This window comes from Gordonia sihwensis (assembly GCF_029632925.1).
Taxonomy (GTDB): domain Bacteria; phylum Actinomycetota; class Actinomycetes; order Mycobacteriales; family Mycobacteriaceae; genus Gordonia; species Gordonia sihwensis.
This window is the reverse complement of sequence record NZ_CP121248.1, coordinates 2,387,580-2,401,853: the sequence shown is the minus strand read 5'-3', so window position 1 is coordinate 2,401,853 and position 14,274 is coordinate 2,387,580. Positions and strand designations below refer to the sequence as shown.

General features: G+C 67.1%; 14 protein-coding genes, 1 pseudogene and 1 riboswitch. Of the genes and pseudogenes, 7 read left to right on the top strand and 8 right to left on the bottom strand.

Annotation, left to right across the window (positions count from 1 at the left end; genetic code table 11):
• Positions 1-5: 5 nt before the first annotated feature.
• Positions 6-422 carry a cytochrome c oxidase subunit 4 gene (locus tag P5P27_RS11500; RefSeq protein ID WP_278124055.1) on the top strand — a complete coding sequence of 139 codons (417 nt, stop codon included), beginning with the start codon at positions 6-8 and terminating at the stop codon, positions 420-422.
• A 41-nt stretch (positions 423-463) separates the two neighbouring features.
• Entirely contained in the window at positions 464-1,015 is a 552-nt protein-coding gene (locus tag P5P27_RS11495) for a GNAT family N-acetyltransferase (RefSeq protein WP_006895285.1), read from the top strand.
• 78 nt (positions 1,016-1,093) lie between these two features.
• On the opposite strand, the pseudogene P5P27_RS11490 reads toward P5P27_RS11495, so the two are convergent.
• The 5 genes and pseudogenes from P5P27_RS11490 to ctaE form a co-directional block, all read right to left on the bottom strand.
• Positions 1,094-2,305: pseudogene (locus P5P27_RS11490) on the bottom strand (IS30 family transposase); the annotation flags it as partial.
• Positions 2,306-2,762: 457 nt separating this feature from the next.
• A complete protein-coding gene (qcrB, locus tag P5P27_RS11485; RefSeq protein ID WP_278124052.1) occupies positions 2,763-4,382 on the bottom strand; it encodes a cytochrome bc1 complex cytochrome b subunit in 1,620 nt (539 codons plus the stop codon).
• Positions 4,379-5,530 carry a cytochrome bc1 complex Rieske iron-sulfur subunit gene (qcrA, locus tag P5P27_RS11480; RefSeq protein WP_006895287.1) on the bottom strand — a complete coding sequence of 384 codons (1,152 nt, stop codon included), beginning with the start codon at positions 5,528-5,530 and terminating at the stop codon, positions 4,379-4,381. Before qcrA ends, qcrB begins: the two co-directional genes overlap by 4 nt.
• Positions 5,527-6,429 carry a cytochrome bc1 complex diheme cytochrome c subunit gene (gene qcrC / locus P5P27_RS11475; RefSeq protein ID WP_006895288.1) on the bottom strand — a complete coding sequence of 301 codons (903 nt, stop codon included), beginning with the start codon at positions 6,427-6,429 and terminating at the stop codon, positions 5,527-5,529. Before qcrC ends, qcrA begins: the two co-directional genes overlap by 4 nt.
• Before the next feature lie 81 nt (positions 6,430-6,510).
• Positions 6,511-7,122 (bottom strand): aa3-type cytochrome oxidase subunit III, encoded by a 612-nt coding sequence (gene ctaE, locus P5P27_RS11470; protein ID WP_039866941.1) that lies wholly within the window; start codon positions 7,120-7,122, stop codon positions 6,511-6,513.
• A gap of 170 nt (positions 7,123-7,292) precedes the next feature.
• Between ctaE and P5P27_RS11465 the strand changes: the two genes are divergently transcribed.
• Both P5P27_RS11465 and trpD read left to right on the top strand, forming a co-directional pair.
• Entirely contained in the window at positions 7,293-7,757 is a 465-nt protein-coding gene (locus P5P27_RS11465) for a hypothetical protein (RefSeq protein ID WP_278124048.1), read from the top strand.
• Positions 7,758-7,812: 55 nt separating this feature from the next.
• Positions 7,813-8,901: an anthranilate phosphoribosyltransferase gene (trpD, locus tag P5P27_RS11460; protein ID WP_006895291.1), complete on the top strand. Its 1,089-nt coding sequence runs from the start codon at positions 7,813-7,815 to the stop codon at positions 8,899-8,901.
• 2 nt (positions 8,902-8,903) lie between these two features.
• On the opposite strand, the gene P5P27_RS11455 is transcribed toward trpD, so the two are convergent.
• From P5P27_RS11455 to P5P27_RS11445, 3 genes are read right to left on the bottom strand one after another with little or no spacing between them, the layout of a single operon-like run.
• On the bottom strand, positions 8,904-9,695 hold the full coding sequence (locus P5P27_RS11455) for an AraC family transcriptional regulator (RefSeq protein ID WP_006895292.1): 792 nt from the start codon (positions 9,693-9,695) through the stop codon (positions 8,904-8,906).
• Positions 9,692-9,970, bottom strand: a complete 279-nt coding sequence (locus P5P27_RS11450) for an Lrp/AsnC family transcriptional regulator (RefSeq protein ID WP_006895293.1) — start codon at positions 9,968-9,970, stop codon at positions 9,692-9,694. The genes P5P27_RS11455 and P5P27_RS11450 overlap by 4 nt, the downstream gene beginning before the upstream one ends.
• A gap of 32 nt (positions 9,971-10,002) precedes the next feature.
• Positions 10,003-11,763: a DEDD exonuclease domain-containing protein gene (locus P5P27_RS11445; protein WP_006895294.1), complete on the bottom strand. Its 1,761-nt coding sequence runs from the start codon at positions 11,761-11,763 to the stop codon at positions 10,003-10,005.
• A gap of 205 nt (positions 11,764-11,968) precedes the next feature.
• Here P5P27_RS11445 and P5P27_RS11440 point away from each other — a divergent pair, with 205 nt between their 5' ends.
• The 3 genes from P5P27_RS11440 (at position 11,969) to P5P27_RS11430 (ending at position 14,244) form a co-directional block, all read left to right on the top strand.
• A complete protein-coding gene (locus tag P5P27_RS11440) occupies positions 11,969-12,205 on the top strand; it encodes a hypothetical protein (protein WP_231650306.1) in 237 nt (78 codons plus the stop codon).
• A gap of 110 nt (positions 12,206-12,315) precedes the next feature.
• A riboswitch (cyclic di-AMP (ydaO/yuaA leader) is annotated at positions 12,316-12,515 on the top strand.
• An 18-nt stretch (positions 12,516-12,533) separates the two neighbouring features.
• On the top strand, positions 12,534-13,109 hold the full coding sequence (locus tag P5P27_RS11435; RefSeq protein ID WP_006895296.1) for a C40 family peptidase: 576 nt from the start codon (positions 12,534-12,536) through the stop codon (positions 13,107-13,109).
• An 88-nt stretch (positions 13,110-13,197) separates the two neighbouring features.
• Entirely contained in the window at positions 13,198-14,244 is a 1,047-nt protein-coding gene (locus P5P27_RS11430) for a C40 family peptidase (RefSeq protein ID WP_411815547.1), read from the top strand.
• Positions 14,245-14,274: the final 30 nt, after the last annotated feature.

Genomic DNA, 14,274 nt, shown 5'->3' with positions numbered 1-14,274 from the left:
GAACTATGAAGGTCGAAGCACGGGTCTTTGAGGCCCTCGCCCTCTTCTTCATCCTGACGGGCGTGATCTACGCCGTCGCGACGTTCTACTACCGGACCGGTGTGGAATGGGCGGGTGCGACCGCCATGTTCTTCTCCGGCGGTCTGGCGCTCATCGCGGGCACCTACTTCCGGTTCGTGGCCCGTCGCGTGGAGATCCGTCCGGAGGATTACGAAGAGGCGGAGATCGAGGACGGCGCCGGTGAGCTCGGCTTCTTCTCGCCGCACAGCTACTGGCCGATCATGATCGCCGGCGGCGCAGCGCTCTTCGCCATCGGTTTCGCGAGTTCCAACTGGTGGTTCGCCATCGGTCTGGTGCCGATCATCGTCGGCACGGTCGCCGGACTGGTCTTCGAGTACCACGTCGGACCCGAGAAGCACTGATCGTCTCCACTCAGACGCACGAAGCCGCACCCGAGAACCGGGTGCGGCTTCGTCATTCTCACGAGCTGTCCGCGGCGTTCCGCGGGCAGTTGTTCGCATTCCTGGCCGATGCCTTCGACGGGGACTTCGGCGCCGACGACTTCGACCATGCGCTCGGTGGCGTCCACGTGATCGCGTTCGGTACCGACGACGCGGTGGTGGGACACGCGTCCGTCGTTCAACGGCAGCTGATCGTCCAAGGGGAGAACGTGCCCGGCGGCAGGGTTCTGCGGACCGGCTATGTGGAGGCGGTGGCGGTCGATGCCGCACACCGCCGCCGCGGCATCGGCGATGCGCTGATGCACCAGGTGGACGGAATCGTCGCCCGTGCGTACGACCTCGGCGGACTCGGTGCCTCCGACGACGGTCGCCGGCTGTATCTTCGACACGGCTGGGAACCGTGGTCCGGCCCGCTCGGCGTCCTCACACAGTCGGGGGTACAGTTCACCCCGGACGATGAGGGCGCAGTCCTGGTCCTCCGGACACCTGAGACCGCGGAGATCGACACGGACGGTCGGCTGATCTGCGAATACCGCCGCGGGGACGTGTGGTGAACTCGACGTCCACGGCCTCGTAGGCCCGTTCCGGGTCGCCCGGGGCTGACGATCGATGAGGTTCTTCCGGAGCAGTCCCTCTGCCGGGGTTCTCCAGCCCAGGCTCTTGCGGGCCGGTTATTGAGCGTGAGAGCGACGGCTTCGAGGTCGTCCGCGGACCAGCGTGAAAGATCGGTACCCTTCGGGAAGTATTGACGCAGCGATCCGTTCGCGTTCTCGTTTGTCGGCCGTTGCCAAGGCGAGTGGGGATCGGCGAAAAACACCTTGGTGCCCGTCTCGAAAGCGAACTCGGCGTGCGCAGAGAGTTCCTTGCCACGGTCCCACGTGAGCGTCTTGCGGAGTTGTTCGGCAGCTTCATTATCGACGCTGTGAGTACGACGTTCATCGCGACGGCGCCATAGCCGGCGAGCGCGGGGCCGTTCTTCACCGGCGGACTCTGGCCATAGCCTTCCAGCCGCGGTAGATGCACCAGCAGGGTCGAGTGGCTCGCGCGTTCGACGGTCGTGCCGATCAGCGGCCCGTACCGATGATCAGATCGCCCTCCCAGTGCCCAGGAACCGCGCGGTCGGCGGTCTCCGCGGGGCTTGGAGAACACGACGTCGGCGGTGACATGCCCGTGTGGTCGGTTCTGTGCTCGAGCCCGTGGCCGACGGAGTAGACCGCCTCGTGGCTGATGCGCGTGGACTCATCACCGGGGAAGTCGACCTTCAGGCGGTGCGAGAACCACGCGGTTGCCCATCGCCGGTCCTGCCGGTGTGGCTTGTTAAGTCCCTTCCATGCCGGCGGCTCAGGTCCGACGACGATGGTGCCGTCCGGTCTGCGAGCGTTGCCGGCCAGTCGTTCCTGAACGTACCCACGCAACCGGTCGTTGGTCACCAGCTTCGCCGTCGTCGGCCGCTTCGCCGCCTGCGGCGTTTTCCACTGCGCCACCAACGCCCGATACTCCTGTTTCCCTGCGCGTGTGGCCGCGTTGCGGCGTAACTCACGCGAGATCGTCCCCGGAGTCCCGGCCAATCCTGCGTACGATCTCACGAACCCCGACCTGTCTAGCGCGCAAGAGCGCGATCTCCTGACGTCCGGCGAAAGACAGGTAGCGGCCGGTAGGTGCGGCCAATGAGATCGGTGGCATACCGCCAGCGTGACGGAACCAACGAGCGCCAACCGGCACGGACACGCCAACCGTCAACGACGCCTCGGCCTAGTTGATGCCCTTCGCGATCAGAGGCAGAACTGCCGCTGCACCGCCCGAGAGGGCTCGGGCCGCCCGGGCGAGCGTATCGGCGGGCGCAACGCACGATCTGGACGCCACTGCCGCCGAGCCCTTTCAGGAACGTCGCTTGTCTTCGCAGACCAGTCCTTCGTCGCCACTGCTGAAACACCTCCACAGTCAAGGTGTTGCGACGACCAGTTGAATCCGCCCTGCGATCCGCGGTCGCTGTGAACCACGCAGCCGGCCACCAGATCTCCGGGCGCGGCCCGGCGGGCGACGGTAGAGCCGAGGGCGTCGACACCGAGTCGTGCCTTCATTCTCGGCCGGCGTCGGCGACCTCGTCGAGTTCGGCGGCGGTCACCGGGACCGCGAGCGACGCTTGCGCAGTTCCCGTTCGGCCGCCGACAGCTCGGCCGTGGTCCGTCGCTCGGCGACCGATCGAGGGCGCGCACCGTCGCCGGTGGGGGAGGGGAGCGCAGATACGACGAAGGCCGTCTCGCTGGTGCGAGACGGCCTTCGTCGTGGTGACTGTGCGGATCAGTCGAGGGCCTTGCCGCCCTTCTCCTGCAGGGCGATGAGCGCCTGCTTCTCCGCTTCGTGCTGCTCGTGAGCGATGCGCTCGTTGAGCGCCTGATCCTCGGCGCTGTCCGGAACCAGCACGGTGCCCGAACCCGGCGATCCCGCTGCGCCGAGCTTGTTCATCCGCTTCGGCAGCGGCGCGCCCTCGTAGGGGAGCGGGATCGGGTGACCGTGGTCGTCGACCGGTCCGAGCGGCTGGTGGATCTCGATGTACTCGCCCTTGGGCTCGCGGCGGATGATGCCCGTCTCGATGCCGTGTGCGAGGACGTCGCGGTCGCTGCGCTGCAACGACAATGCCCAGCGGTACGCGATGAAGTACACCAGCGGCGGGATCACCAGCAGACCGATGCGGCCCATCCAGGTGGTCGCGTTGAGCGAGATGTGGAACTTCAGCGCGATGATGTCGTTCATACAGCTCACCGTGAGGATGATGTAGAACGCCAGGGCCATCGCTCCGACCGCCGTGCGCACCGGGGTGTCACGCGGACGCTGCAGCAGGTTGTGGTGCGCGGTGTCGCCGGTCAGCTTCTTCTCGATCCAGGGGTACGTGAAGAGCAGGCCGAAGATCACGCCGATGACCACAACGACCCAGAAGATCGCGGGGATCGTGTAGTTGCCGAGGTAGAGCTCCCACGGCGGCATCAGTCGGGCGAAGCCGTCGGTCCACATCATGTAGATGTCGGGCTGCGAGCCCGCCGAGACCTGCGCCGGGTTGTACGGGCCGATGTTCCACACCGCATTGATCTGGAAGACGCCGGCCATCAGGGCGAGAACGCCGGTGATGATGGCGAAGAAGGCACCGCCCTTGGCGGCGAACACCGGAAGGATGCGAACGCCGACGACGTTCTTCTCGGTGCGGCCGGGGCCGGGGAACTGCGTGTGCTTCTGGTACCAGACCAGAGCCAGGTGAGCACCGATCAGACCCAGGATGATGGCCGGGAAGATCAGGATGTGCAGGACGTACAGGCGCGGGATGATGATGTCGCCCGGGAAGTCGCCGCTGAACAGGGCCCACTGGACCCAGGTACCGATCAGCGGAATGCCCAGGACGATGCCCGACATCGCGGCGCGAACACCGGTGCCCGAGAGCAGGTCGTCCGGCAGCGAGTACCCGAAGAATCCCTCGAACATCGCCAGCAGCAGCAGGAAGCAGCCGATGACCCAGTTCGCCTCACGCGGGCGGCGGAACGCGCCGGTGAAGAAGATTCGCATCATGTGGATGATGATCGACGCGGCGAACAGCAGGGCCGCCCAGTGGTGGATCTGGCGAACGAAGAGTCCGCCGCGGACCTCGAAGGAGAGGTTCAGCGTGGTCTCGTACGCGCGACTCATGGTGACGCCGTTGAGCGGCTGGTAGGCGCCGTCGTAGATGACGTGAGCCATCGACGGGTCGAAGAACAGAGTCAGGTACGTACCGGACAGCAACAGGATGATGAAGCTGTACAGCGCGATCTCGCCCAGCAGGAACGACCAGTGGGTGGGGAAGACCTTGTTGATCTGTCGACGCATACCGGCCGCGAGGTGGTACCGCGAGTCGACCTCTTCTGCCTGCGTGGCGAGGCGGTCAGCGATCGTCATGACTTACGCTCCCAGAATGCCGGTCCGACGGGCTCGATGAAGTCGCCGTTGGCGACCATGTAGCCCTGGTTGTTAACACTGATGGGCAGCTGCGCCAGCGCACGTGCGGCCGGTCCGAAGACCGCCTTGCCGTACTCGAGGGCGTTGAACTGCGACTGGTGGCACGGGCAGAGGATCCGGTTGGTCTGCTGCTCGTACAGCGAGGTCGGGCAACCCAGGTGACTGCAGACCTTCGTGTAGGCGTAGTAGTCGCCGTAGTTGAAGCTCTCCTGGCCCTTGCGCTTGATGACGCGCTCGGCGTCGGCCGGACGCAGGCGGATCAGCATGACGGGGTTGCGGACCGCGCGAAGACCCTCGAGCAGCTTGTGGCGGGACTCCTCGGTCTCGCCGTAGCCGTCGGAGACGCGCCACGGGAAGACGGTCTCCATGGCGCCGGCGTCGAGGTCCTCCGGTCGGACCAGGGCCACCTGGTACGGGTTGCCGGTGTCGCGGCGCAGGAAGACGGTCTCGCCCTTGGTCTCGTTGTAGATCGGCGACCAACCGGTGTGCCACAGGGGAGCGTCGTCGCCCTTGGCCCACGGGTTCTTGATGAAGCCGCCGATCGCGGCGACGCCGCCGGCCACCGACAGTGCGCCGAGGCCGAAGACCGCCGAACCGATGATCATCTTGCGGCGGGGGAGGGTGGAGGTCTCCAGCGTGTCGTCGAGTTCAGCGACGATGGTCTGCTTGTCTACCTCCGCCGAACCGCCGTCGTGACGATCCTGCACCGAGATCTCGGCCGGGATGAACCGCTTGGTCAGCTGAACGACGCCGAATCCGAACGACAGGATCGAGAGACCGAAGGTGACGCCGAGCAGAGGCGTGTACAGGGTGTAAGCCCAGTAGCCCGACTCGTCCGGCATGCGGAACTGCCATTCATTCCAGATGAACAGCGCGAAGCCGGCGATGGCGAAGAGGCCTGCCAGCACGAACCAGATCGCGACAGCGAACTCGGCGCGCTTCTCGGCCTTCGTGCCCGGCTCGGGGAAACGCTCGGCGCGGTGGATGATCTCCACTCCGTCGAGGTTGGTACCGAGACGGACCTTCTCGTCGCGAGACATTGCGGCGAGTTCGTCGTCGGACGGGACGTCCTTACTCGTGTCGCTCAATTTCGTGATCCAATCCACATTGCGCCGGCGACGACCGCCGTCACGCCGACAACCCACATGACGATGCCCTCAGAGACCGGACCGAAACCGCCCAGTCCGTAACCGCCGCTGGGGTTGGCGGTGTCCACGTAACGGACGTAGCCGATGATGTTCTTCTTCTCGTCCACCGACAGCTGACGGTTCGAGAACTTGGGCATGTTCTGCGGTCCGGTGAGCATCGCGGTGTAGAGCTGCTGCGGGTTGACGTCCGTCAGCGGGGGAGCGAACTTACCGCCCGAGAGAGCGCCGCCACGACCGGTGAAGTTGTGGCAGGAGGCGCAGTTGAGACGGAACAGCTCCGAACCGCGGCCGATGTCGGTGCCGCGCAGCGAGTCCATCGCGAGGACGGGGAAGCCGTCCTTGTACTTGATGTTGCCGTCGGCGTCCTTCTCGTACATGACCGACGGACCGCCGCCCATCGCCTGGATGTAGGCGCCGAGCTGGTCGATCTGAGCCTCAGTGAACTTGGCGGGCTTGCGCTGCGCCTGAGCCTCGTTGCGCGAGGCCGGCATGCGGCCGCTGGAGACCTGGAAGTACACCGCGGCGTCACCGACGCCGATGAGCGACGGACCGCGGTCCCGGACGCCCTCGAGGTTGGCGCCGTGGCAGGTGATGCAGGAGGTGTCGTACAGCTGCTTGCCTGCGGCGACGGAGCTCGCGCTCTTGTCGTCGGCGGTCGCGACCTGCGGCTTGGGCGAGATCAATGCGGCGATGATGCCGGTGGCGATCAGGCCCAGCAGAAGGAAGATGGTGCCGCTGGCTCGGCGACGGAGCTTGCGACGCCGCTTAGCGCGCGCGGCGTCGTTGTTGTCATCGGACGGGTCGCGGTCTTCCGGCGAACTCGGTGGAGATGATCTCATCTGTGACTCTCTACTAAGCGGTTTGGACTGAATGTATGTGAACCGGTCCGGCGGGCCGGCCGGTTCTTCGGCCGCCGGGGGCTACCGGATGAAGTAAATGACGACGAACAGCGCGATCCACACCACGTCGACGAAGTGCCAGTAGTACGAGACGACGATCGCAGCTGTCGCCTGCGCCGGAGTGAACTTCGACAGGCGTGTGCGGATGAGGAGGAAGACGAACGCGAGGAGACCGCCGATGACGTGCATGCCGTGGAAACCGGTCGCCATGTAGAAGACCGACCCGTATGCGCTCGACGAGAGCGTGGTGCCCTCGTTGATGAGCGAGTAGTACTCGTAGGCCTGGCCGCACACGAAGAAGGTGCCCATCAGCAGGGTCAGCGTGTACCAGCGACGAAGGCCGTACACGTCGCCGCGCTCGGCGGCGAAGACACCTGCCTGGCAGGTGAACGAACTGAGAATCAGAACCGTGGTCACCGGCACGGCGAGCCAGAGGTTCAGATGTGTCGGCGGCTGCGGCCAGCCGTCCGATGCATTGGCCCGAGCGACGAAATACATCGCGAAGAGGCCAGCGAAGAACATCAATTCGCTCGACAGCCACACGATGGTGCCGACGCTGACCATGTTCGGACGGTTCAGCGAGTGCACGCGTGAGGTGATGGCGGTTTCTGAGTTACCCACAGCGCTAGTCACAAGAGAAGTATGACGGTTCGTAGTAACCGTTGACCACCCGGGTCGGAAAATTGCTCGAAGTCGCCTGCTTTCCGCAGGTAGAGCCGATGACGACGAGTCTACCGGCGTGTCCTGAGACCAGGATGAGGGTTTACGGTGGACGCCATGACGATATGGCGTGAGGTGGCGTGATGGTCTCGTGGAAGCTGCCCTGGCGCAGTGACGCCGCGCGCGCACCCGAGCCCGTGGTGGGCGATCCGGATCTGCGGGTCGTCGTCTCCGGCACCGACGAGACGGTCGCGAGTTCGGTGGCATTGGCGCAGGCGGGGTTCGCCTCGACCGAGGCCGTGGTTCTGCGGCATGTGGTGCGACTGCCCGCCTCGGCGGTCAGCGGTGTCCTCGAGCGTGTCGGTGCGGACGGTTACGCGGTCGACGAGAGTCCGGTGGATGAGCGTGTGGCGGCTGCGGGGCCCGACACAGCGGACGACGCGCTGACGACCCTCGCGCTTGCTCGGGTGATGCCGGTGGATGCGGTGGCGCTCTCTCGGGAGCGGGCCCGCATCGCGAGCATGGTCTCGCGCGCGGAGGGGGCCGTCGTCGGTTGGGCGGTGCTGCGGCCGGCGGGTGCCGGGGAAGCCGGTGCGCCCGGTCGCTGAACTGCGGCGGATACTCCGCTGACGCGTCCGGGAGGCTGCCGTTAGGGTGGTTCGCGTGACTGCTGACGACGTGACTGCCGCCGAGAACGCTTACACCTGGCCGTATGTACTCGGCAAAGTGACCGATCGGGTCGATCTGACGGTGGACGAGGCGGCGTGGGCGATGCGCGAGATCATGTCCGACGCGGCGACCGGCGCACAGATCGCTGCGTTCGGTGTCGGCGTCAAAATGAAGGGCGCCTCGTCGTCGGAGTTGCGAGGGCTGTCGGAGGCGATGCTCGCGCTCGCGAACCGCATCGAGGTGTCGGGGGCGGCGGTCGACATCGTCGGGACCGGGGGCGACCGCTCCCACACCGTCAACATCTCCACGATGACATCGGTGGTCGTGGCCGCTCTGGGTGTTCCGGTGGTGAAGCACGGGAACCGTGCGGCCTCGTCGAAGAGCGGCGGAGCCGACGTGCTCGAGGCGCTCGGCGTGGCGATCACGCTGCCGCCAGCCGCGGTCCAGCAGTGCGTCGAGGAACTCGGTATCGGCTTCTGCTTCGCGCCGGTCTTTCATCCGGCCTTCCGCTTCACAGGACCGCCGCGCAGTCAGATCGGCATTCCGACGGTCTTCAACGTGCTCGGGCCGCTGACGAATCCGGCGTCGCCGGAAGCCGGACTCATCGGCTGCGCCTTCTCCGACCTCGCGCCGGTGCTGGCGCAGGCCTTCGCAGAGCGCGGCAACCGGGTGCTTCTGGTTCGAGGCGACGACGGTCTCGACGAGTTGACGACCACCACCACCTCCACCGTGTGGCAGATCATCGGCGGCCGTTCCCGCGAACTGACCCTCGATCCCCGAGATCTCGGAATCGATCTCGTCGAGCTGTCAGCCCTGCAGGGCGGAGACGCTTCGGTCAACGCGCAGATCGCCCGTGAGATGTTCGCCGGTGCCCGCGGTGCGGTGCGTGACGCGGTGGTCCTCAACGCCGCGGCCGCTGTGGTCGCCTTCGAACAGGACGAGATGTTCACTCAGGAGGAGTTCATCGCGGCGATGCGCGATGCTCTCGCGAGGGTCGAGGCCGTGATCGACTCGGGCGGGGCGGCGGACCTGCTGTCGCGCTGGGCGCAGGTCAGCAACCGCCTCGCCGCCGAGCACGGCTGATCTCACCCTCCCGCGCGGTAGCGGCTCGGGGTGAACCCGAGCACCGAGGCGAAGTCGCGTGTCATATGGGCGTGATCGGTGTAGCCGAGCTCGGCGGCGATCTCGGCGAGGGATTCGTCCGGCCGTGTCCGGACGCGGTGCGCCGCCTCCTGCAGTCGACGGCGGCGGATCAACGCCGCCGGTGACAGGCCGACGTACTTGGCGGTGAGGCGCTGCAGGGTCCGTTCGCTGATCCCGAAGAGTTCGGCCGATTGATCGACCCGGATCAGAGCGGGGTCGGACTCGAGCGCGGTCACCGCGCGGTTCGCGAGCAGCGCCTCGTCGGTGAGCGACGCGCGAGCCCGCAGCCACCGTCCCACCGTCTCGGCAGCGGCCGCGGGGTCGGGCGGGGAGCCCATTCCAGTGGTCATCTCAGTGCTCACCGCGGCGTGCAGGTCCGGTGCGGACACCACGGTGACGGTGTCGAGATGTTCGGCGGGACGGATGGGGAGTGCTCCTGCGGCCGCGGGCCGCAGGAGTGCTCCAACGGCCCATCCTGTTCCTGCCAGGTCCCGATGACTGATCCGGGTGGTCGCACCGGCCACCACGACGTGATCGTGCTGAACCACCAGATTCAGGGCGCCGAAGCCGATGACCTCCTGGCGGCTGACACGGCCGGTCGGCAGCTGCCAGCGGCAGATCCAGAACCACCGGACCAGGTCGGCCGTCGCGCCGATGGCGGGAAGTCGATGGAACTCGGGAAGCGACTCGGGGCGCAGGACGCCTCGGTCGGACGGGACATCGGGGCGCGTCACGCCTCGCCGATCGAGAACCCGCCCTCCACCTCGGCGCTGGCGTAACTGCGGAACGCGATGTGCGTGGCACTCGTGCGGACACCGGGAAGACGGTTGATGGCGCCGGTCACCACCGAGGCGATCTCCTCGTGATTGCGCACCCGGACCTTGGCGATCAGGTCCACGTCGCCGGCGCACGAGTACACCTCGGTGACGCCCGGGATCTCGGCGACGGCCTGGGCCGTCTCGGGGATCTGATGGATGTCGGCTCCGATGAGAACGATGGCGGTGATCATGGGCTCGACTCTAGTGGCTTGCCGCCAGGCCGTTAGCGACTCGTCGCCTCGCGCGCCGATCGCGCAATGCGTGCGAAGTCGCGCCAGCGCTCGGCCGCGCCGATCGGCAATGAGAGCTGGTCGCTCACGTCGACCAACCGCGTACCGGACTCGTACAGCCATCGCTCGATCAGCGCCGTCTCCTCGGCAGGCGCACCGGCGAGCGGTCCGCTGTCGTCGGCCGGGGGCAACACGGTCGTGGACGCGGCTCTGAGTCGTTCGACGACCGCCATCGGGGCCACGCCGCGAGCCGCGTGCGCGGAGCCGGCCAGGCGCCCGTATCTGACGACGCTCAGCTCCCAGCCGCCGGCACCGTCGGGCCGTGCGCCCACGACCTCCGGCCGCTGCGCCACCGCCGCGAGCCGCTGCGTCCGGGCGAGGGTCTCGATGGTCGCCGACAGCCGGTCGCGCGCCCGGGCCGCCGACTCGAACCGGCGCTGCTGGGCCAGGTACTCGACGCGTTCGCACAGAACCGCGAGAAGCGAGTCGGACCGTCCCGAGATCAGGTCGCGTACGGCCTCGACTCGGCAGAGGTAGTCCGGCAGCGTCTGCGGGCGGTCACTGGCGGCGCGGCACGTTCCCGGCAGCGTCGCGACGAGCGGATCCGGCAGTCGTCCCGCCTCCGTCGGCCCCTCACACCAGTGGTGACTCGCCTTCTTCAGGTCGGCGCCGCACGTCCGCAGCCCCGCCGCCCCGGAGAGGACGTCCGCCACCTCCAGCGCGACCGCCCGGCTCGTCACCGGCCCGAGCGATTCGGTCCCCGGCGTGCGCGACACCTTGAGGCGCGGGAAGCGCTCGGCGGTCAGGGTGATCCACCAGCCCCGCTGCGGATTGCGGGAGCGGCGATTGTAGGACGGCTTGTGGACTCCGAGGAGTCGCAGTTCGGCGACCCCGGCCTCCAGCGCATGAGCGCACTCGACGTGATCGACGCGGGTCGCGAGTGAGACCATCTCGGCGATCCGGGTGCGGGTGTCGCTTCCGTTGAAGTACCCGGAGACGCGACGGTGGAGGTCGACGGCGGTACCTATATATAGGACCTCCTCCGACGGACCGCGGAAGAGGTAGACGCCGGGCCGATGGGGGAGCCCGGACGCCATCGTGCGTTTGGCGCGCATCGCCGGCGTCGCCCGGGGCAGATACGTGGTCAGATCGCCCACCGTTCGCACCCCCTGGTCGCCGACGCGCTCCAGAAGTCGATGGAAGACGTCGACCGTGGCACGGGCGTCGTCCAGCGCACGGTGGGTCGGCCGGACCGAGACGTCGAACAGATCGGCCAGCGCGAAGAGTTTGACGCTCGGCGCCTCCTGCCTGCTCAGAATCCGTCGGGCCATCACCACAGTGCACAGGGACGCGGAGAACGGCCACGGCAGGCCCGCTCGGGCAGCGCTCCTCCGCAGGAACCCCATGTCGAAGCGGGCGTTGTGCGCCACCAGGACGCACCCGCGGGCGAACTCGACGAAGGACGGCAGCACCGCCTCGACGGCTGGCGCGTCGTAGAGCATGGCGGTGGTGATTCCGGTGAGGGCGACGATCTGCGGCGGGATCGCGCGCCCGGGGTCGACCAGCGTCGCGAACTCGCCGAGCACTTCGCCTCCGCGGATCTTGACCGCACCGATCTCGGTGATGCGGTCGTTCTCCGGACTGCCGCCCGTGGTCTCGAGGTCGACCACCACGAAGGTGGTCTCCCGCAATGGAGCGGAGGTGAACTCGTCGGCCTCGGGAAGGTCGGCGAACGACAGCTGTTCGACGGTCATGGCCGAACCGTACGGCGGGGCTCTGACAGCCCCGGCCCGACGCGCTTCGACGGACGGAGATGTCGTAGGGGCGTCGTAGTCTCCACCCGAGGTCGACGGCGACGAGACGTCTTCGGGTCGCGGACAACGTGATTGCCCGGTTTCGCCGTCTCCACCGAGATGATGAGAGGCAGATCACATGAAAATTGACTGTGCGCGGTGTCCGATGCGAGCGCGAGCCTGCGGCGACTGCATGATGCAGGTCTTCTTCGGTCCGCCCACCAGCGGTTATGGGGTCATGGAGAACCCTGACCCCGCCGGTGCCGAACTCGCCGACGCGATCGATGTGTTCGCTGACACAGAATTGATCTCCCCTGAGGTCGCGGGTGCGGCCAAACGGGGTGTCGTCGCAGGTGATGACACTTTCCGGGAGTCGTGGCCGGGTGGCCTCCGCGCCGTGTGAGCCGGTAGTGGACGGCACGCCTACGGCGGGCCAGTGGACATCGCTGTCAGGGTTTCGTAATCTTTCCGAGACCTTCCAGTCAGGGATGTCCCGGAGCAGTCCGGGTGCCCGGTGGGTCATCGCCTAATCGCCCTCACCAACGGGGGCGAACCGGGGAACCACTTCCTCCGTGCGACCGATGTGAATCGTGCGTGCGGATTGGGGTGAATCGCACAAGGATTGAAGCTTCGGGCTTCTTTCTGCCTGCGTAGGGTCCATCTCTTCCGGCCCGAACCCGACAGCTAACCCGGTCGGCGATAAGGGAGAACAACAAGGAGTACGTGTTTTCGTGGGCAAACATAGTTTGGAGCAGACCAGTGCCGGCCGTAAGGCCGCCAAGTCCGCAGTGCTCGCCGGCTCGATCGCCATCGGCGGATCGCTGGCGTTCGCCGCAGCTCCCGCACATGCCACTCCGGTGACCGTTCCGAACGTCGGCACCTTCGACGTTCCGGGACTGCCGCAGAACCTGGTGCCGAAGGCCCCGCAGGCCCCGAGCCTGGACATCGGCACCCCGCAGCAGGTGCGCGCCAAGAAGGCGCTGCGCTACGCGGAGTCCAAGATCGGCGCGCCGTACGTCTACGGTGCGGCCGGCCCCAACGCCTTCGACTGCTCGGGTCTGACCTCGTGGGCCTACAAGCAGGCCGGGAAGATCATCCCGCGTGACAGCTACGGTCAGCTCGGCGGCGGCACTCCCGTCGCATCGCTGGCACAGGCCCAGCCCGGCGACATCCTGATCTTCAACGGCGGCGGCCACGCAGGCATCTACGCCGGCAATGGAATCTTCGTCCACTCGTCCACCGAGGGCGTTCCGGTGAAGCGCGACAAGGTGAACGCGTGGAACCTGACGGGTATTCGCCGCTACTGAGCAGCGACTGCCGTTTGAACTTCGGTGAAGGGCGGGACGGCGTGAAGTGCGCCGGCCCGCCCTCACGGGTATGAAGGATCGAGTGCGAGTGGTGTTGAAGAGTCGAACGTCCCGGACGCTCAGACGGGCGGCCGCCTTCGGGCTGGCAGCCGTGTCCGCGTCGACGATCATGGTCGGGGCCCCCGTGTCAGCCGACCCGGCGCGCACCCCCGACCAACTGCTCTCGAAGTACCGCTCGCTCTCGGTGAACGCCGAGAAGACCTCCGAGGCGATGAACGCCGCGCAGGTCGAGTACGACAAGCAGCGCCGCATCGTCGCCGTCGAACGACGCAAGGCCGACAAGGCGGCCCATCAGCTCACCGCGATGCAGGGCCAGATGGACGCGGCCCAGAAGAAGGTGGACGCCCTCGCGCGCGTCAGCTACCGCGGCGCTCGCATCAACCGCCTCTATGCGATGCTGGTGAGCGATTCGCCCCAGAATCTCCTCGACAACATGTCGGGTCTGGAAGTGATGTCCCGCCAGTCGGCGGCCGACCTGCGGTCGGTGGTGAAGACCGCACGCGAGGCCAAGGCCGCCAAATCGGAGGCCGAGAAGACCGCCGCAGCCGCGACCCAGGCCATTGCCGCCTCGGAGAAGCAGCGCGGTGAACTGCAGGCCAAGCAGGCGAATCTGCAGATCGAAGCCGTTCAGATCCGCGCCATCTACCAGTCGATGACCGGCAAGCAGCTCGCCGCGCTGCGCGGGCCGAAGTACAACTTCGACCCCCGGGCCGTGCCGAAGGGGACCTCTCCGGAACTCGTGGCCGTCCAGGCCGCGATCTCGCGTACCGGTGATCCGTACGTCTGGGGCGCCACCGGGCCGAACCAGTTCGATTGCTCCGGCCTGATGCTGTGGGCCTATAAGCAGGCCGGACGTTCGATTCCGCGGACCAGCGAGGCCCAGCTCGCAGGCGGCACCCCGGTCGATCGCAACGACCTCGAGCCGGGAGATCTGATCATCTACTACCCGGATGCCACGCACGTCGGGATGTATGTGGGCGACGGTTACGTGGTGCACGCATCGACCTTCGGTGTGCCGGTCGCGGTGGTGCCGATCGACAAGGCCGGCCCGTACAACTCCGCGCGACGGTACTGAGTGCGCCCCCAGCGTGCCGCGATCGCGGCC